The sequence below is a fragment of the Collinsella aerofaciens genome, assembly GCF_028209885.1.
Lineage (GTDB): Bacteria > Actinomycetota > Coriobacteriia > Coriobacteriales > Coriobacteriaceae > Collinsella > Collinsella aerofaciens_BA.
This window is the reverse complement of sequence record NZ_JAQLEM010000009.1, coordinates 1-17,828: the sequence shown is the minus strand read 5'-3', so window position 1 is coordinate 17,828 and position 17,828 is coordinate 1. Positions and strand designations below refer to the sequence as shown.

Genomic DNA, 17,828 nt, shown 5'->3' with positions numbered 1-17,828 from the left:
GCCTATCGACCTCCCTGCAAGGCGGCATCATCGCGCATGAGCTCGGTCAGCGCCTCGCGATCGATACGCAGCGCATCGCCGCCCGCCGGGTCGAGCGAATCGCCCTGTCCGGTGAGATCTTTGGCCTGTTTGCGCTCCGCACGGGCAAGGCCCCGCTCGCGATACTTTTGCGAATGAGCGGTGTACATGTTGATGAACAGGATGACTAGGAAACTAAACGCTATTACGACCATGACCCAAAAGAGGGCCACCGACGTATTGCCGCCCATCCATTCAAAGTAAATCGCAATGGGAATGGTCTGCGTAATGCCGGCATAGTTGCCCGCAAAGAACAGGGTGCAGCCAAACTCGCCCATCGCGCGGGCAAAGGCGAGCACCGTGCCGGCGGCAATCGAGGGCCAGCCAAGCGGCATCATAAGCTTGGTGAAGATGCGACGCTCGGACCAGCCCAGGGTTCGCGCCGCATCGAGCATCTGCGTGTCAAGGCTCTCAAAGGCACCGAGCGCCGTGCGGTAGACCAGGGGAAACGACACCACCACGGCAGATATCACCGCCGCGGGCCAGGTAAAGACGATCGAGACGCCGTGCGCGATGAGCCACTGACCCACCCCAGTCGAGCGGCCAAACAGCATGAGGAGCAGAAAGCCGCAGACCGTGGGCGGCAGCACCATAGGAATCGTAAAGACCGAATCGAGCAAACCCTTCACGCGGCTCGAGGTACCCATAGTCTTCCACGCGGCGAACAGGCCCAGTGCAAAGGAGATCAGCAGGGCAAGGCCACTCGTTTTAATGGACACCCAAAACGGTCGGTAGTCGATGCCGCCCAATAAGGAGGCCGAAGAGGTCAGGGGCCCCCGCTCATCCCGCAACACGACAGACGATGCCTCTACCATTTGAGCGCTATCAAGCCAACGCGCGCCGCCCTTGGCATCACCCGAGGCTGATGTAATCACCACATAGCGGTCCCCATCCGCACCGCGCTCGTCAAAGCCATAGGTATACCCGCCGGATTCAAACGTTGTTTCCGACGTGACATACCAAGGAAGATCCACGTCCCCTAGCTGCGCACCTCCCATGCAGTTTGCACTGTCGAGCTTACAGACGAGGGCCTTGAGACCCGATACGCACTCGTTATCCTGCGGATCCAATCCATACTTCTCGACCGCCTTGGGCGATATCCAAACCACAACGCGATCGGCAGTAGGTGCCACTACAAGGTCCACGTCCTCGTCAACGGGAAACCGATAGCCCTCAGGCTGGCCCTCCATGGCACGAGCGGTCCCCTTGGCCAACCGCTCAAAACCCTCGATCCCATAGGAAAGCCCATGGGCGGTCGCAGCAACCTGGGCCCCGTCCTCAGCGTCCCCAGCAAACGCAAATCCCGGCACCCAGCAAAGCGCGAAGGTCAAAGCACAGGCGACAAGCATGCGGAATCTATTAAGCACGAAAAGCTCCAAGCGAATACAAGGACGGAGTGAAAAACAAAACGATGGAATTATCGCGCCAAGCCGCACTACTCGGAAAGCTCAAAGCCGTACTTGGCCCAAATCTTCTGGGCCTTCTTGTTGGTCAGGCAGAAGTCGATGAACGCCTTGGCCTCGTCGGCGTGCTCGGAGCTCTCGGCGACAGCACCGGGATACACGATGGGCTTGTGCGAGTCCTCGGGGCACACGAAGGCCTCCTCGATGCCGTCGTAGCGGAAGATGTCGGAGCTGTAGACAAAACCCGCCACGCAGTCGCCTGTAGAGACGTAAGACGCAGCGGTGCCGACCTTGTCGGCCAGGGCTACCTTGTCGGCGAGCTCGGGCGCGTACTCGCCGTCGTCGCCCTCGGTACCGGTATAGAGGCCCACGGAAGCCAGCGCCTGGTTGGCGTACTTGCCGGCGGGGACGGTCTTGGCGTCGCCGATGGCAATCTTACCGTCCAGATTCGCGACGTCGGCGATGGCCTCGACCTTAGTATCGGAGCCCTCGGCGCGAATGATCACGAGGTCGTTGACGAACATGTCCTCACGCGTGTCGGCATCGACGAGCTCGGCGGCTTCGGCGTCGTCCATGGTGCCCTTGGAGGCCGTGATGAGCACGTCGACGGCGGCACCGGCGCGCATCTGCTCGACAAGGTCGCCAGACGCTTTGAACTGCGTGTCGGCGAAGGTGGTGCCGGTCTGGTCGGTGTAGAGCTTCTGGACCTCGGGCAGGGCCTTCTCGAGCGAATTTGCGGCAAAGACCTGCAGCTCGACAGCTTTCTTCTCAGAGGAAGACTTGGCGAAGCCGGCATCGGAACCAGCGGGCTCGGACGTCTTGTTGCCCGAGCAGCCAGCAAGTCCAAAGCTGGCGGCAGCGGCAGCAGAAAGCGAGACAAAACCGCGGCGTGAAACCATATCGAACATATTCAACCCTTTCGAACGCTATGCCCGGGCACCCCGCCGCAGGCTTTATTCTGTTACTAGATTATACTTCCGCGCGAATAATGATAATGAGAAATTATTCTCGCTAGAGAATATAGTTTCGAGTTGCCGTGCACCTCGGCGTCGCTTCGGCGGAAAACAAAGGCGGAGCAGCCGTTCAGGTCGCCCCGCCGCAGGTAAACCGCTTATTTGGTATGTCCGCCGCCCGCCGTCATTTGGGCCGCATGCTCCAGCTGATCGCTCACGGCCTCCCAGCTTTCGCGGGCCGCTTTCGTGGATCCCGGAAAGTTGATGACAAGCGTATGCCCACGCTGCATGCACACGGCGCGCGAGAGCATAGCGCGGCGCGTCTTGGTCATGGAGTACGCACGGATTGCCTCTGCAATACCCGGCACATCGCGGTCGCAGACGGCACGCGTCGCCTCGGGCGTCACGTCGCGCATCGAAAGTCCCGTGCCGCCACAGGTGAGCACGACATTGGCGTGGCACTCATCGGCAGCTTCCACAATGGCATCACCGATCTCGCTGGCGTCGTCGCGCACGACCACATGTGAGACGACCGTCCAGCCCTGCGCCTCGATAAGTTCCTCGAGTGCGGCTCCAGCCTCGTCCTGAGCAAGATCGCGCGTATCCGAGCACGTCACGATCGAAATCTTCAACTCCATAGTCTTCCTCCTACAACACCGTGCCCTCGGGCAGGTCGACACGCACGACATCCACGACGTCGCCCGCCTTGAGCTCGCACGGTCCTTCGTCAATACGCAGCAGGCAGTTGGACCGCTGCATCGTGCCGAGCAGCGCCGAATTCTGCGTCTTGGCCTCGGTCACCAACAGCTCACTGGTCTCGGGGTCGCGCAAAACCGTGGCGCGATCGAAGAAGCGTCGGTCCTGGCGCTTTTTCACGCCGTGCGTGAGCGTCGCCTGCTGCACGGGACGCACGCCCTCGGCAAAGCCGCGCATCTTGCGAATCGCCGGACGGGCGAGCATCTCAAAGCCCACATACGCCGCGGCCGGATTGCCTGAAAGCCCTAGGTAGGGCTTGCCCCCGAGCACGCCAAACGTGATGGCCTTGCCCGGACGCATCGAGATGCGATCGAACAGCACCTCGCCCTCGCGCCAGACGAGCGCCGTCACGAAATCGTAATCGCCCGCTGAGGCGCCACCGCTCGTAATGACAAAATCGCACTCCTGCACGGCACGATGCACCAGCTCGGCAATCGCCTGCTCATCATCGGGCGCAATGCCGTAGAACACGGGCTCGGCGCCGGCATCGAGCGCTTCGGCCATCAACGCCGACGAGTTGGAGTCGCGAATCTGCCCACGCGCCGGCACGTTCCTCGGTGCGACCAATTCCGTCCCTAGCGAGATAATGCCCACGCGCGGAGCGGCATGCACCTTCACGCTCGCATACCCGGCGCTCGCCAGCAAGCCGGCGCCCGCCGGAGCCACGACCTCGCCGGTGTGCATCACAACATCGCCGGCATGGGCCTCCTCGGCGGCAGAGCGAACGTTCTCCCCTACCTTGGCAGGCGCCGAGAAGCGAACGTGCAAGCCCTCGTTGCCGTCGCCATCGAGTACGTCGACGATCTCGTACTTCACCACGGCATCGGCACCTTCGGGCACCGGCGCGCCCGTCATGATGCGGACGGTCTCGCCCGTGCCGATTGTGCCCTCAAAGACATGGCCCGCGGCCTCGTGTCCTACGACGGAGAGCGTCACCGGAGTGTCACCGGCGGCCGCAGCAAGATCGGCTGCGCGCACGGCATACCCGTCCATGGCACTGTTGGCAAACGGCGAGATGTCGATATCGGCCACCGCGTCCTCAGCCAAGGGAAGACCGGCGGCCTGCCACACGGGAATCTCGACGAGATCGGTCGGAGCAACGTGCGACAGAACAATCGACTGCGCGTCCTCCAGCGGAATGAGTTTCTCTGCCATATGCACCTCTTAATGCCACGGCGCACAACAGGGGCGCCGATTCTTTATGCTTGTCTCAGTATAATCCCCCGACGCACGACCGCGACTCGGCCTGTACCCGCAAATACACCTGTCGGTTGCAGGCCGCGAAACAGAATGGAAACCAACCCACCGGCTCGTCGCGTTTACCGCGTTTTATAATGCTTGCGTTGCAACCTAAAAGAGGAACGTATGGCTCATAACGACAAACCCGAAAGCGCAAACGAAGCGCAGGATCATTCCCAGCCGCTCGACGAAGGCGGTTTTTATTCCCTGAACGACGTCATCACGGCAGGCAGGCATCAGCTCACCCGCTCTGAACATCTCTTGGCTGCCGACACGCGCCGCAACGCCCGCAACCTACTCGCGAGCGCCAAGTTGCTCGCACTCGTCGTCATCGTCTCGCTCGCCATGGGCGTTGCCGCTTGGGCGTTTTTGGCCTCGCTGAATATCGCGACCGACTATCGCGAGCACCATGCGTGGATTTACGCGCTGCTTCCCGTTGTGGGCATGGCCACCGCATGGGTCTACAAGAACCACGGTCTCGCCGCAAAGCGTGGCAACAACCTGGTCATCGACTCCGCTCTGGGCACACGCCTCATCCATATGCGCATGGCCGTCCTCACGTTTGTGTGCTCCACGCTCACACACCTAACGGGCGGATCGGCCGGTCGCGAGGGGGCCGCAGTGCAGATCGGCGGCACCATCGCCAGCAACATCTCGAGCCTCGCCCACCTCAAAAAGCATGACCACCACGACCTCATGCTCGCGGGCATCTCGTCGGCCTTTGGTGCCGTATTCGGTTCGCCCCTTGCCGGAGCTTTCTTTGGCATGGAGATGTGCTTTATCGGCAAGATTGACTACACCGCGGGCATTTACTGCCTGGTCGCCTCGTTTACCGGCTACTTTACATCAATCGCCCTGGGTACCGAGTACGAAGCGAATGTCATCGCCAGCGTTCCCACCATGACGCCCAAAACGGTCGTCATCGTTGTTATCAGCGCCATCATCTTCGGTCTGACGGCACGCCTCTTTGCGTGGTCGGTTCGAACCGTCAAGAGCCTGTACGGTCGCTTTATCACCAATTACCTCGTTCGCGCACTTATAGGCGCACTCGTGGTTTTGGCCGCGTATGCCCTCCTCGACGCCTGGGACTACGCCGGCCTTTCCACATGGCTTTCCGGCGCCGGATTTGCCGGCAACACCACCCTGGCGGACGCAGTCATCAAATTGGTCGTCACAGCGCTTACCCTGGGCGCGGGCTTCCAAGGCGGCGAGGTCACGCCCCTGTTTGGCATCGGTGCGGCGCTCGGCGGCTGGATCGGTTGCCTCGTCGGAATCGATCCCAGCTTTCTGGCAGCGCTGGGCATGCTCGGTGTGTTCTGCGCCGGCCTTAACGTGCCCATCACCACCTGTATGATGGCCATCGACCTGTTCCACGGCACGGCAGCCGGGTTCTTTGTCATCGTGGCCTTTATCAGCTACCTAACCGCCGGTCACCGCGGCGTGTACCCCGCCCAGCGCATCATCTCACCCAAGCGCCGTTCGCTTATTGTGGATGAGGGCGGTACGGTAGCGGATGCTATCGAGCGCCACAACGACCTGATAGAGTAGATGTAATAATCGCCGTGCAGCCACAATCGGGGGCAATTCGACCTGAGCGCGACCGCACTGTCATGTCACACGCCGGGAGTCGCCCCATGCACGCAACTGATTTTGGTCGCACGCTCATCATCGCCAACCCAGCCGCCCAGTCGGGCGCCGCGCGCGAAGTTGCCGAGCGCCTGCAACGCTTTTTGGACATGACCGCGCGCGCATCCCAGTTTGACCTGGTGCTAACCGAGCGCATGGGACACGCCAAGGAACTGGCCGCCCAGGCAACGGACTATCGCACCGTTATCGCACTCGGCGGCGATGGCGTGATCCACGAGGTCGTCAACGGGCTTATGACGCAGGATGAGGCGGTCCGGCCCGCCCTTGCCGTCCTGCCCGTGGGCTCCGGCAACGATTTTGCCCAAACGCTCGGTATCGATGATTTCTCCGGCAAGGATTTTGGCGCGCTGCTCACCTGCGAGCTGCAGCGTCAGGATATCGGGCGGATTCGCTCATGGAGCCCTGCGAGCGGTAGCGGCGAGGCTTCCGTTGAGTACTACGACCAGACGCTTTCGGTCGGCATCGATGCCGCCATCGGCCTTGGCACCACCGAGCTGCGCAAAAAGACGGGCCTCGCCGGCGCTCCGCTCTACACCCTATCGGGACTTGAGCAGTTTGGTCTGCGCTACCGCAACTACCCTATGACCATCAGCTTTGATGGCGTGCCAGCCGAGCGCGTGCGCGCGATTATCATGGCCATCCAGCTGGGGCCCACCTATGGTTCGGGCTATCGCATCTGTCCCGACGCCGACCCGTGCGACGGCATGCTCGACGTTTGCTACGCCTGTGGCCCCGTCCCCCGTGCGGTCGCCCTGCCCATGTTCCTTTCGGCCAAGGACGGCCACCATACTAAGCTGCCGCCGGTTCGCATGCGTCGTTGCCGTCATGCCGAGCTCACGTTCGAGGAGCCCGACTACCCCATTCAGGCCGACGGCGAGCCCGTCGTCGCCTCGCGCATCGAGGTGGACATTCTTCCCGCCGTTCTCGAGGTCTGGCACCCAACCCGCTAACCCCACCTAAGTTGCGGTGAAATAGGGACTGTTTATGCAGCTAAAGCCGCAAATCAGTCTCTATTTCACCGCAACTTATTGAGAAGATCATTCCTCCCCGCCTGGCTTGCGACGGTTGGCCTTTTTAATGGCGTTGAAGTGCTTGTCGTTGAGCCTGCGCTGGCGCGATCGCTGAGGCACCTTGGTCTTTACGCGTCGGCGCGGTGGACGCCCGCGACGCTCAAGCTCAGCGCGCAGCTTACGCAGGCAGCTACTACGGTTCTGGAACTGACTGCGGCTCTCGCGCGCCGTCACGACAATCCCCGAAGGGATATGTTTCATGCGCACCGCCGAGTCCGTCGTGTTCACACCCTGTCCGCCCGGACCCGTCGCACGAAACACCTGCACCTCGCAATCGCGTGCCAACTCCTCGACCGACATCTCGGCATAGCGCGCATACTCGCGCCATCCCATCTTGTTCTCATCCATATCAACACCTCCCCTCATACAAAAAATGTGACAAAGGGACAGTCCCTTTGTCACATCGCATACCAATCGCTTGTGTTGCACGCTTAGGCGAACGTGATCTCGCCGTTCTCGCAGTCCATTTCGGCGATACGGGCAAGGCTCTCAACGCGGAAGCCGCGCTCGCGGAGCTTATCGCCACCGCCCTGGAAGCCCTTCTCAACGGCGATGCCAATGCCGGCAACCTCGGCGCCCGCAGCCTCGCAGATCTTAATAAGACCCTCGAGCGCGCAACCGTTGGCCAAAAAGTCGTCGATGATCAGAACCTTGTCGCCCTCGGACAGGAAGCGCTTACCCACGATAACCGGGTACTCCTTCTGCTTGGTAAAGGAGTAGATGGTCGTGGCATACTGCTCGCCGTCAAGGTTGATGGACTGGGCCTTCTTGGCAAAGACCACCGGCACGCCGCCAAAATGCTGAGCTGCGATGCAAGCCATACCAATGCCCGAAGCCTCGATCGTCAGGATCTTGTTGATCTCGACGCCCTCGAACAGACGGGCCCACTCGGCGCCCATGTGGTCGAACAGTTCAACGTCGCACTGGTGGTTGAGGAAGGCATCAACCTTAAGGACGTTACCGGCCTTTACGATGCCGTCATGGCGAATACGATCCTCAAGCTCCTGCATGGCGCAACCCCTTCTCGCGGCAACGATACCGCGCGATTAATAAACGTTGTTCGATAGTCTACCACGGACCGACCCCCGCCCGCCCCACAAGCCACATCGCACCATAAAGCTGCAAGACCAGTAGATAAGCCCGATTCGTGGCAAGCCTGCCACCACAAGCTAATGGCGGGCGCGCATCCTCACCAAACGCACCATGGCGAGCGCAAAGCCCACAGCGGCCACAGCCATGAGCACGTAGAACACCGAGCGAAAGCCAAACAGGAACACATCCGGACGGCCTGCAACAATACTGGTCACAGCCTCGCCCATCGCCACGCTCATCTGCCCATATAGGATATGTGATGCAGCCGTAATGCCCACTGCCATACCCGCATAGCGCGCCAAACTGCCCAAGCTGCCTGCAAAACCGAGCGCCTCGCGCGGGGCCGAACCCATATACAGCGAGTTGTTGGGGCTCTGGAAAATCGACGTGCCGCACGACATAAACGCGGCACAGCACACGATCACAGGGATAGAAGAGTGCTCGTCGAGCGTGCTTACCGCAAAGAGACCGCACACGTACACGCCCAGGCCGACCGCCGTGGGGCCCTCGCAGCCAACACGGTCCGAAACCGTTCCCGAAAGCGGGCCGATAAAGGCATTCACCATCGGCAGTGCCAAAAAGAGCAGTCCGGAAATATCGGAGCTAAAGCCATGGGCGTCCTGAAAATAGAACGGCAGAATAAATTCGGATGCGCCAATGCCAACGAACACGATGAGCATGCAGGCAAGGTTGATGGTAAAGGCCGAATTTGCAAAGCAGCGACGAGCGGCCTCGATCATGGACATGGGACGCTCGCCGGCCTCCGGCTTAACATGCGGCAGCGTATAGAGCCCCACGATAAACGAGATGACGCCAATGGGCAGGTTAATGAGAAAGATGCTCTCCCAGGGAAAGCTTGCCACCAGCATGCCACCGAGCACGGGGCCACACATCATGCCGAGGGCCACGAAGGTCGCGAGAATACCCATAGCACGACCGCGTTCGCGCGCCGGAAACGACTCGGTGATGATACCCATGTTGTTGGCCATGGCCGCCGCGCAACCGACGCCCTGAACAATACGTGCCAGAATAAGAACCTCGAGCGAGGCCGAAAGGCCACAAAGCAGCGAGCCAACCGTAAAGACGATGACGCCCAGCTGGAACACATTCACCTTGCCGCGCACGTCGCCCAGGCGGCCAAACGGCAGCATAGCCACGCATGTCGCAAGCAGGTACACCGAACTCACCAGCTGAATGCGATCGAGGCCCACGCCCAGTTCCTTTTGCATCACGGGCAACGCCACGGTCACGACGGTCGAATCCAGGCACACCATAAACGTCATGATGAGCACGGTAAACAGAATCGCCCACTTGTTCTTGCCATGGGTGTCGCCCTCTAGGGCAACGTGCTCGCGGCGCAGCTGCTCTGCAGTTTTCTCCATATCCATCCTTTCGAGTGGCGCAACGCAAAAACGGGGCCCCAATCGCCTGCAAACAGCCGCGATTGGGGCCCCGCCTACGGAATCGGAACGAAAGGGCGCCGAAGCTTCCTGCCAGCATCGGCGCCTTGTGCGAACGCTAGCCTAGCACTGCTCGAGTGCCTGCTCAAGGTCGGCAATCAGATCGGCCGTATCCTCGAGGCCGCACGACAGGCGCACCATGTCGGCAGAAATGCCACAGGCGATGAGCTCCTCATCGTTCATCTGGCGATGCGTGGCATTAGCGGGATGCAAGCAGCAGGTACGCGCATCGGCCACGTGCGTGGCGATCTGGGCGAGCTTAAGGCTCTTCATAAAGGTCTCGGCCGCCGCGCGACCACCGTTAAAGCCAAAGCTCACAACGCCGCAGGTACCGTTGGGCATGTACTTCTGAGCCAGGTCATAATACTTGTCGCCCTCCAGACCCGGATAGCTCACGAAGCGCACCTTAGGATGGCTCTGCAGGAACTTGGCAACGGCCAGGCCGTTCTCGCAATGACGCGGCATGCGCACATGCAGGCTCTCGAGCGAGCTGTTCAGGAAGAAGGCCGCCTGCGGGTTCTGCATGGGGCCGAGGTCACGCATGAGTTGAGCGGTTGCCTTGGTAATGAAGGCGCCCTCGCGACCGAACTTCTCGGCATAGGTCACGCCGTGGTAGCTCTCATCGGGCGTAGTAAGACCCGGGAACTTGTCCGCATGGGCCATCCAGTCAAACTGGCCGTGGTCGACGATCACGCCGCCCAGGTAGGCAGCATGTCCATCCATGTACTTGGTGGTGGAGTGTGTAACGATGTCGGCGCCCCACTCAAAGGGACGGCACATCACGGGCGTCGGGAAGGTGTTATCGACCATCAGCGGCACGCCGTGGTCATGCGCGGCCTTGGCGAAGCGCTCAATATCGAGCACAGCAAGGGCGGGGTTGGCGATCGTCTCGCCAAAGACGAGCTTGGTATTGGGCTCAAAGGCTGCCTCGAGCTCCTCATCGGTGCAATCGGGGGCAACGAACGTGCAGGTCAGACCCATGCGACCCATGGTGTGAGCGAGCAGGTTGTAGGTACCGCCGTAGATGGCAGAGCTTGCGACCACGTGATCGCCGGCACCGGCCACGTTAAAGATCGCGAGGAAGTTCGCAGCCATGCCCGAGCTCGTGAGCATCGCGGCAGTGCCTCCCTCCATCTCGCAGATCTTGGCGGCAACCAGATCGCACGTGGGGTTCTGCAGGCGGCTGTAGAAGTAGCCCGACTCCTCCAGGTCAAACAGCTTGCCCATGTGCTCGGACGTGTCGTACTTCCACGTGGTGGACTGGTAGATGGGCACCTGGCGCGGCTCGGCATCTCCCGGGTGATAGCCGCCCTGAACACATGTGGTACCGATAGTCTGCTCGCTCATATCTAGCTCCCTTGCCTGGGTTACGTTTTATTCGGTTCACGATACCGCTACCCTGCACCCCTCTCAACCCATCCCCAAGGTAGGTTATGGGACTAATTGATCAGGAGTATTTATCTCAAGCCTTAGGCATTTGCTCGATAGATAAAATTGAGGCATACATGAAGCTCTCGATGATTACATGCACCGGCACGGGTACCATAGGCGGGTACACCGTGACCAAGGAGACAACAATGAAGCAAATCGATACAGCCCAGCTCGACATCACCGCTTGTCAGGCTCAGGCTGCTGAATACCACGCCCGTGGCTTTAACTGCGCCCAGGCCGTCGCCTGCACGCTCGCACCTGCCGTCGGTCTCGACCCCCAGACCGCCTTTACCCTCACCGAGGGCTTTGGCGCCGGCATGGGCGGCATGACCGAAACCTGCGGCGCCATCTCGGGCGCCGTGGCCATCATGGGCTTTGTAATGAGCGACGGCATGGAAAACCCCAAGACCAAGGGCCAGACCTACAAGCTGTCGCGCGAGATTGCCAAGCGTTTTGGCGAGAAGAACACGACGACTGTCTGCGGCACGCTCAAGGGCATCGGATCGGACAAGGGTCCGCTCCGCAGCTGCCCCGGCTGCATCGACGATGCCGTCGAGATCGCCTGCGATGTGCTAAAGCAGCTCGCCGAGTAAACGGCGGCAACAGAAAACGACGGCCGGCGCGCTTGGGATCCATCCAAAAGCACGCCGGCCGTCGCCGTTAGAACTCCGCAAACGCGGGAGCGCCGACCTCGATCTCCTCGCGCCCAGCCATAAGCTCGCGCATCTTAGCACAAAACGGCTCCTGCTCCCCCGCCTTAAACACCAAGTGAAGTGTCACGGCATCCGCGTAATCGGTATCCAAAACCTTGGCACCCGAATCCTGAGCCAAACGAAGCACCTGCTCATACTGCGGATAGGCCACATGCACGTCAACTGGCACGACACTCGTCATCTCGACGATCTGCCCGGCCTCCCGAGCAGCTGCCACCGCCGCCTGCGTCGCCGCCGTATAGGCGCGTACCAAGCCACCAGGCCCCAACAGCGTGCCACCAAAATAGCGCGTCACTACGCAGCAAACATTTTTGAGCCCCGCACCGCGCAACACCTCGAGCGTCGGCATACCGCTCGTGCGGCTCGGCTCACCGTCATCGCTCTGGCGCTCACGTCCATCGACCAAAATCCACGCGGGAACATTGTGTCGAGCGTCGTAATGACGCTTGCGAACCATCTCGATAAAGGCATTCGCCTCATCCTCGGACTCAATATGGACTAGCTGGGCAATAAACCGGCTCTTGCGGTCCACAAACTCGCCCGAAGCCTCAATATTCGATTGCAGAGTAAAATAGCTGTCCAACAAAGCCCCTCAACAACAAGCAAAGCAACAAACAGCCTCAATAATACGGCAAAGCCCGTACCGTTAACCCCGGTAAATAGAACGGCGACGCCGATGACCAGGCAAAAACAGCGAGATGCCAAGAACGGAACCGCAGATGATTCCATCAACGAAAGCGAGAACCCGTCAGCGCGAGCAAGGTGCCTTGAAAGACGAGGGCATTGACCTTATGGTCATGCCCGAAGGCTTGAAAGGCAGATTGCCGCGCTGACGGGTTCGCAGCGTCAACAAAGTGCCGAGTGGGCTTGTAAGCCGGGTTCTGTCGTGAACGGTCATTTATCTTGTCTGCACGTTACCATGCAGCTCCACGCACGCTACCCGAACGCGGACCGGGCCGGCCCATAGCGTTCCTATTCGCGCTTGCTCCGGATGGGGCTTGCCAAGCCGCCGTGTTGCCACGACGCTGGTGGTCTCTTACACCACCGTTTCAGCTTTTCCCTTTACGCCTTGCGGCGCAGGTGGGAGTCTTCTTTTCTGCGGCGCTTTCCGTCGGATCACTCCGCCCGGCCGTTAGCCGGCATCCCGCCCTCTGGAGCCCGGACTTTCCTCACGCGTACTGCAAACAGCACATCGCGCGACCGTCTGGCCCACTCAGCAGTGCAAGAGTGTAGCACACCGTTGCCGCAGGCAATGGCACAACACAAGCGTTCGACACGATAAACCAAGAACCACGCCATGCAGTACAATAGGGTTGTCGATGGGCAATGTCGTCAGTCGAGACGCGACCGCGCTCCGCACCCCTCCGTCTACTCGGTGCGTTCCCGCCTCCTCCCCGAGGCGGGATGTCGGCATTTTTTCATTCACCGACAACCCAATAGCCTGTGGACAGCCCGGGTAGCATCGCGTGCATCAGCAGCGAAAGCAAAAAGGGACCCGTCCATTGCGGACGGATCCCTTAAAACAAGTGATCGTCAAACCGATTTACTCGGCGTCGGTCTCCTCGTCCTTCTTCTCGGAAGGAAGCGGGGTAACCTCGATCTCGACGCCCAGAGTCTCAGCAGCGGACTTCATGGACAGAGAGATACGACGACGGTCGAGGTCGATCTCCATGACCTTGACCTGAACCTTGTCGCCCACGTGGGTGACCTGAGAAGGCTGGTCGACGTGCTTGTTGGCCATCTCGGAGATGTGCACCAGGCCCTCGATGCCCTCGCCCAGGTCGACGAAAGCGCCAAACGGGACAAGCTTGGTCACAGTGCCCTCGACGATAGCGCCGACGGGGTACTTCTTGACCAGTGCGCGCCACGGATCCTCGGTGGTCTGCTTGAGACCCAGGGAGATGCGCTCGCGGTTGAGATCGACGTCGAGAACCTCGACCTCGACCTCCTGGCCGACCTTGACAACCTCGGAAGGATGGTTGACGTGGTTCCAGGAGAGCTCGGAGATGTGGATGAGGCCGTCGATACCGCCGAGGTCGACGAAGGCGCCGAAGTCGACGATGGAGGAAACGGTGCCCTGGAGACGCATACCAGACTTGAGCTTGGACAGGATCTCGGAGCGCTCGGCCTTACGGGACTCCTCGAGCACGACGCGACGGGAGAGGACGACGTTGTTGCGGTTACGGTCCATCTCGATGACGCGGGCCTCGATGCGGGTGCCCATGTAAGAGGTGAGGTCCTTGACGCGACGGAGGTCGACGAGGGAAGCAGGCAGGAAGCCACGCAGGCCGATGTCGAGGATCAGGCCGCCCTTGACAACCTCGATAACCTCGCCCTCGACGTTCTCGCCGGAGTTGAACTTCTCCTCGATGCGGTTCCAAGCACGCTCGTACTCGGCACGCTTCTTGGACAGGACCAGACGACCGTCCTTGTCCTCCTTCTGGAGAACCAGAGCCTCGATGGGATCACCGAGTGCAACGATGTCTGCAGGGTTAGCGTCCTTGCGGATGGACAGCTCGCGGACCGGGATAACGCCCTCGGACTTGAATCCGATGTCAACGAGCACCTCGTCATGCTCGATCTTAACGACAGTGCCGTTAACGAGATCGCCCTCATCAAAGTCGGTAATCGTACCGTCGATGAGGTTGTTCATCTCCTCCTCGTTGACATCGTCAAGAGAGAAAATGGACGAGTTCTGAATCTCACTCAAAGGTGGACCCCTTTCGAACTACGGGGCCCCGATTGCTAGGACCTACAGAAGGGTGCGACAAGCACACAACGTTTAGGAACACTCGGGAGCCGACAGATACTAATGTGACGCTTATGCAATCACGTTCGTATAGGTTACGGGGAAATGAGTTTGATTTCAAGCGTGAACTGCGATTTTTTACTCGTGTGGAGACTTTTTCGTAATCTTATGAACACACGTCTCCGCAACTTGACGATAACCAGCTAGGCATTCGGCTTTGGGGTAAAGTATCCGGAGCCAACGATTCTAGATCGATTTTTCGAGAAAGGTGCCCGCGTGCTCAAAGCAGTCGTTTTCGATATGGACGAGACGCTTCTCAGCATCAACCTCAACGCGTTCATCCTTCGCTATTTTAAGGATGTCTCTTCGATGCTCGCGGATATCGGGCGCCGCAGCCGCGGTGGCACGATGGCACGCCTCGGCACCATCCTAGTCGACCTCAACGCCAATCGCCGCAGCGGCACGGACAACCGCACCAATCTTGAGTTTTACCAAGAAGAGGTCGAGCGCCGATGCGGGATCCGCCTCTCCGATCCCCTCATCTACGAGGCGTTTACCTACTATGACCGCGAAGTTCTTCCGTACAAGAACGACGATGTCATTAACGCCCACGCCATGCCGGGCGCACACGCCGCGCTCCAGGCCGTACAGGACGCAGGGCTGCGTTGCGCGCTCTTTACCAACCCCAGCTTTCCCCAAGGGGCCATCGAGTGCCGCATGGGCTGGGGCGACCTGGCCGACGCCCCCTTTGAGCTCGTCACGCACATGGGAAACACCACCCGCTGCAAGCCCGATGCCACCTACTATCTAGAGCAGCTTCAGGTGATGGGACTCGAGCCACACGAGGTCCTTATGGTGGGCAACGATCCCAAACGCGACTTCCCGTCCCCCGATTGCGGCATCCAAACCGCCTTTGTGGGCCAAGGCAAGCCCAGCCGAGCCACCTGGCGCGGAACCATGGAAGACTTCGCCCGCGACTTTAACGCCGTAATCGAGGCCTTCTACGAGCACCAAATAGCCGACGAACTATCGTAGGCGCCAGAACATCTAGCGCAGTTGCGGTGAGATAGTTCCTGTTTGCCCCTCACCCGGGTAATTTTAGGAACTATCTCACCGCAACTTAATATCTAGCAGACCTGGGTTTTGCCGATCATGATGTTGAGGATCTCGACGTCGGTGTCCTTCATGCCTACGCGGCCTACGTAGCCCATACTGGCGATTGTCTGCTCAACGGTATCTTGGATCAGGCCCTCGCCGGCGCGGAAGCCGCGACCCTGCATGGCCATATCATGGCCCAGAATCGCCGCATCGACGGCAGCGGAAATCTTAGCCGCGCAACTCGCCTTGGCGCCATCGCACACGATGCCGCCCACGTTACCGAGCGTGTTCGAGACCGTCGCGCCAATCTGCTCGCGCGTGCCACCGCACAGCCAGGTAATCGCGGCGCCGGCGCCGCACGCGGCGCAAATAGCACCGCAAAACGCCGAGAGCGCACCAATATAGCTCTTGATATGCACGGCGATAAGATCGGACAGCATCACGGCGCGCACCAGGCGCTCGTGGTCGCAACGCAGGTACTCGGCATACTCCATGACGGGCAATGCGCAGGTAATGCCCTGATTGCCCGAGCCGCACACAATGGCGACCGGCAGCGCGCAGCCGTTCATGCGGGCGTCGGACCCGGCGGCCGCACGGGCACGGGCACGGCAGGCGACGTCATCGGCACGAGCACCCAGCAGCGTACGACCCACCTCGGCGCCCCAAGCGTGCGCAAGGCCCTCGGCACTGATTGCGCCATTCAGCTCAATCTGACGCTCAACGGCAGCACGGGCGTCCTCAATGTCACCGTCCTCGATAAAGTCGATGATGGTCTCGATCGACATGGGCGTGTCGGCCTTATCCGCCGCACGCTCGGCCACCACGCGCTCGGCGCAGGCGGCACACTCCCCCGCCGACTTGCCGCATACCGGAATACCATCGAGCGTATGGCACGTGACATTAGTGTGGTGATCGGTAATCTCGACGACCGCGGTATGGCCCCCGGCCGTCGCAGTCACCTTGATGTAGAGGTTGGGCACACCTTCGACAAGCGACACATCGCAGTAGCCGGCGTCGGCGAGGAGCTCGGCCACGCGAGCGCGGTCTTCATCGTTAACGCTCTCGAGCACCTCGAGCGCGCTCTTAGCGTCGCCGCCCACGGCACCCAGCACGGCCGCCGCTTCAATACCGTGCATGCCGCCCGAGTTGGGCACGGTCACGCTCTTAACGTTCTTGATGATATTGCCCGAGCAGGCAACATCCATATGATCGGGTTCGCAACCGAGCGTCTGACTCGCCAGCGCCGCTGCATAGGCAACGGCAATGGGCTCGGTACAGCCGAGCGCGCAGACGAGTTCGCGGTTCAAAACATCGCAAAACGCGGCATCACGGATGGAATCGGTAGGCATAGGTATCTCCTGCTTGCATAACGGGCTGGGCTCTCATAATAGTTAGCTCCTTTATTTGATAACAATGCATCAAAAACCGCAACCATGGTTCCGGCAGACGGCGCTCAAGCGCAAACTGACGACATTCATTCACAAGAAGTCAGTCTTGTTGCCTGCTAAAGCGTTTGACCAAAAAACGCTCGAGCGTTTACGCAAAAGTCGCGCTATCATGCAGTCGAACGCGGTAAACACCTTTAGCATTTGCGCCGCACAGACCAGAGAGGAACCATCCATGAAGATCGGTATCGGTAACGACCACGCCGCCGTCGAGCTCAAGAACATCATTTCCGAGCACCTGAAGGAGCGCGGCTGCGAGGTCGTGAACTTTGGCACCGACACCTCCGAGAGCTTTGACTACCCCATCGCCGGCTACAAGGTGGGTAAGGCCGTTGCCAACGGCGACGTCGATTTGGGCATCCTGATCTGCGGTACCGGCGTCGGCATCAGCCTGGCTGCCAACAAGGTCGAGGGCGTACGCGCCGTTGTGTGCTCCGAGCCCTTCAGCGCCAAGCTCTCCCGCATGCACAACAATACCAACGTGCTCGCCTTTGGCGCCCGCGTCGTGGGCTCCGAGCTCGCCAAGATGATTGTCGACGAGTGGCTCGACGCCGAGTTTGAGGGTGGTCGTCACGAGCGTCGCGTTAACCTCCTCAACGAGATCGATCACACGCGCGGCCTTAAGATCGTCGACGAAGCCTAAACTATTCAGTGCCACAAGCTAACAGCAGGGGCCCGCTCGGCACACATGTCC

At 60.3% G+C, this 17,828-nt stretch carries 16 protein-coding genes and 1 other RNA gene; 5 read left to right on the top strand and 12 right to left on the bottom strand.

The features are described 5' to 3' along the window. Positions 1 to 2 precede the first annotated feature (2 nt). The 4 genes from modB to PMX21_RS03535 form a co-directional block, all read right to left on the bottom strand. Positions 3 to 1,445 carry a molybdate ABC transporter permease subunit gene (modB, locus tag PMX21_RS03550; protein ID WP_271758056.1) on the bottom strand — a complete coding sequence of 481 codons (1,443 nt, stop codon included), beginning with the start codon at positions 1,443 to 1,445 and terminating at the stop codon, positions 3 to 5. A gap of 68 nt (positions 1,446 to 1,513) precedes the next feature. Beyond that, on the bottom strand, positions 1,514 to 2,389 hold the full coding sequence (gene modA / locus PMX21_RS03545) for a molybdate ABC transporter substrate-binding protein (RefSeq protein WP_271758054.1): 876 nt from the start codon (positions 2,387 to 2,389) through the stop codon (positions 1,514 to 1,516). A gap of 203 nt (positions 2,390 to 2,592) precedes the next feature. Next, positions 2,593 to 3,072: a MogA/MoaB family molybdenum cofactor biosynthesis protein gene (locus tag PMX21_RS03540; RefSeq protein WP_022095222.1), complete on the bottom strand. Its 480-nt coding sequence runs from the start codon at positions 3,070 to 3,072 to the stop codon at positions 2,593 to 2,595. A gap of 10 nt (positions 3,073 to 3,082) precedes the next feature. After that, positions 3,083 to 4,345 carry a molybdopterin molybdotransferase MoeA gene (locus PMX21_RS03535; protein WP_271758052.1) on the bottom strand — a complete coding sequence of 421 codons (1,263 nt, stop codon included), beginning with the start codon at positions 4,343 to 4,345 and terminating at the stop codon, positions 3,083 to 3,085. Positions 4,346 to 4,555: 210 nt separating this feature from the next. Here PMX21_RS03535 and PMX21_RS03530 point away from each other — a divergent pair, with 210 nt between their 5' ends. After that, positions 4,556 to 5,977 carry a chloride channel protein gene (locus tag PMX21_RS03530; protein WP_271758050.1) on the top strand — a complete coding sequence of 474 codons (1,422 nt, stop codon included), beginning with the start codon at positions 4,556 to 4,558 and terminating at the stop codon, positions 5,975 to 5,977. Positions 5,978 to 6,063: 86 nt separating this feature from the next. Further along, positions 6,064 to 7,026 (top strand): diacylglycerol/lipid kinase family protein, encoded by a 963-nt coding sequence (locus PMX21_RS03525; protein WP_271758048.1) that lies wholly within the window; start codon positions 6,064 to 6,066, stop codon positions 7,024 to 7,026. Positions 7,027 to 7,113: 87 nt separating this feature from the next. On the opposite strand, the gene PMX21_RS03520 is transcribed toward PMX21_RS03525, so the two are convergent. The 4 genes from PMX21_RS03520 to PMX21_RS03505 form a co-directional block, all read right to left on the bottom strand. Beyond that, the gene (locus PMX21_RS03520; protein ID WP_416378167.1) at positions 7,114 to 7,494 is read right to left on the bottom strand and encodes a peptide chain release factor family protein; all 381 of its coding nucleotides are present in this window, start codon (positions 7,492 to 7,494) and stop codon (positions 7,114 to 7,116) included. An 83-nt stretch (positions 7,495 to 7,577) separates the two neighbouring features. Then, the gene (locus PMX21_RS03515) at positions 7,578 to 8,156 is read right to left on the bottom strand and encodes a xanthine phosphoribosyltransferase (protein ID WP_117758705.1); all 579 of its coding nucleotides are present in this window, start codon (positions 8,154 to 8,156) and stop codon (positions 7,578 to 7,580) included. A 159-nt stretch (positions 8,157 to 8,315) separates the two neighbouring features. Continuing rightward, on the bottom strand, positions 8,316 to 9,620 hold the full coding sequence (locus tag PMX21_RS03510) for an MFS transporter (protein WP_271758046.1): 1,305 nt from the start codon (positions 9,618 to 9,620) through the stop codon (positions 8,316 to 8,318). 141 nt (positions 9,621 to 9,761) lie between these two features. Further along, positions 9,762 to 11,045, bottom strand: a complete 1,284-nt coding sequence (locus PMX21_RS03505; RefSeq protein WP_148346077.1) for an O-acetylhomoserine aminocarboxypropyltransferase/cysteine synthase family protein — start codon at positions 11,043 to 11,045, stop codon at positions 9,762 to 9,764. A 230-nt stretch (positions 11,046 to 11,275) separates the two neighbouring features. On the opposite strand from PMX21_RS03505, the gene PMX21_RS03500 reads away from it, so the two are divergent. Further along, complete coding sequence (locus tag PMX21_RS03500) at positions 11,276 to 11,722, top strand: C-GCAxxG-C-C family protein (RefSeq protein ID WP_271758044.1); 447 nt, start codon at positions 11,276 to 11,278, stop codon at positions 11,720 to 11,722. Between the two features lie 67 nt (positions 11,723 to 11,789). Here the strand turns inward: PMX21_RS03500 and PMX21_RS03495 are convergent, their stop codons facing one another. The 3 genes from PMX21_RS03495 to rpsA form a co-directional block, all read right to left on the bottom strand. Next, positions 11,790 to 12,428: a YigZ family protein gene (locus tag PMX21_RS03495; RefSeq protein ID WP_271758042.1), complete on the bottom strand. Its 639-nt coding sequence runs from the start codon at positions 12,426 to 12,428 to the stop codon at positions 11,790 to 11,792. A 268-nt stretch (positions 12,429 to 12,696) separates the two neighbouring features. Further along, positions 12,697 to 13,058, bottom strand: an RNA gene (gene rnpB / locus PMX21_RS03490) — RNase P RNA component class A. 327 nt (positions 13,059 to 13,385) lie between these two features. Further along, a complete protein-coding gene (rpsA, locus tag PMX21_RS03485; RefSeq protein WP_022095232.1) occupies positions 13,386 to 14,552 on the bottom strand; it encodes a 30S ribosomal protein S1 in 1,167 nt (388 codons plus the stop codon). A 315-nt stretch (positions 14,553 to 14,867) separates the two neighbouring features. Here rpsA and PMX21_RS03480 point away from each other — a divergent pair, with 315 nt between their 5' ends. Next, positions 14,868 to 15,626: an HAD family hydrolase gene (locus PMX21_RS03480; RefSeq protein ID WP_055286118.1), complete on the top strand. Its 759-nt coding sequence runs from the start codon at positions 14,868 to 14,870 to the stop codon at positions 15,624 to 15,626. Between the two features lie 92 nt (positions 15,627 to 15,718). Here PMX21_RS03480 and PMX21_RS03475 read toward each other — a convergent pair whose 3' ends face one another. Continuing rightward, complete coding sequence (locus PMX21_RS03475) at positions 15,719 to 17,038, bottom strand: L-cysteine desulfidase family protein (protein WP_271758039.1); 1,320 nt, start codon at positions 17,036 to 17,038, stop codon at positions 15,719 to 15,721. Positions 17,039 to 17,309: 271 nt separating this feature from the next. Between PMX21_RS03475 and rpiB the strand changes: the two genes are divergently transcribed. Continuing rightward, positions 17,310 to 17,777: a ribose 5-phosphate isomerase B gene (gene rpiB / locus PMX21_RS03470; RefSeq protein ID WP_035138007.1), complete on the top strand. Its 468-nt coding sequence runs from the start codon at positions 17,310 to 17,312 to the stop codon at positions 17,775 to 17,777. Positions 17,778 to 17,828 lie beyond the last annotated feature (51 nt).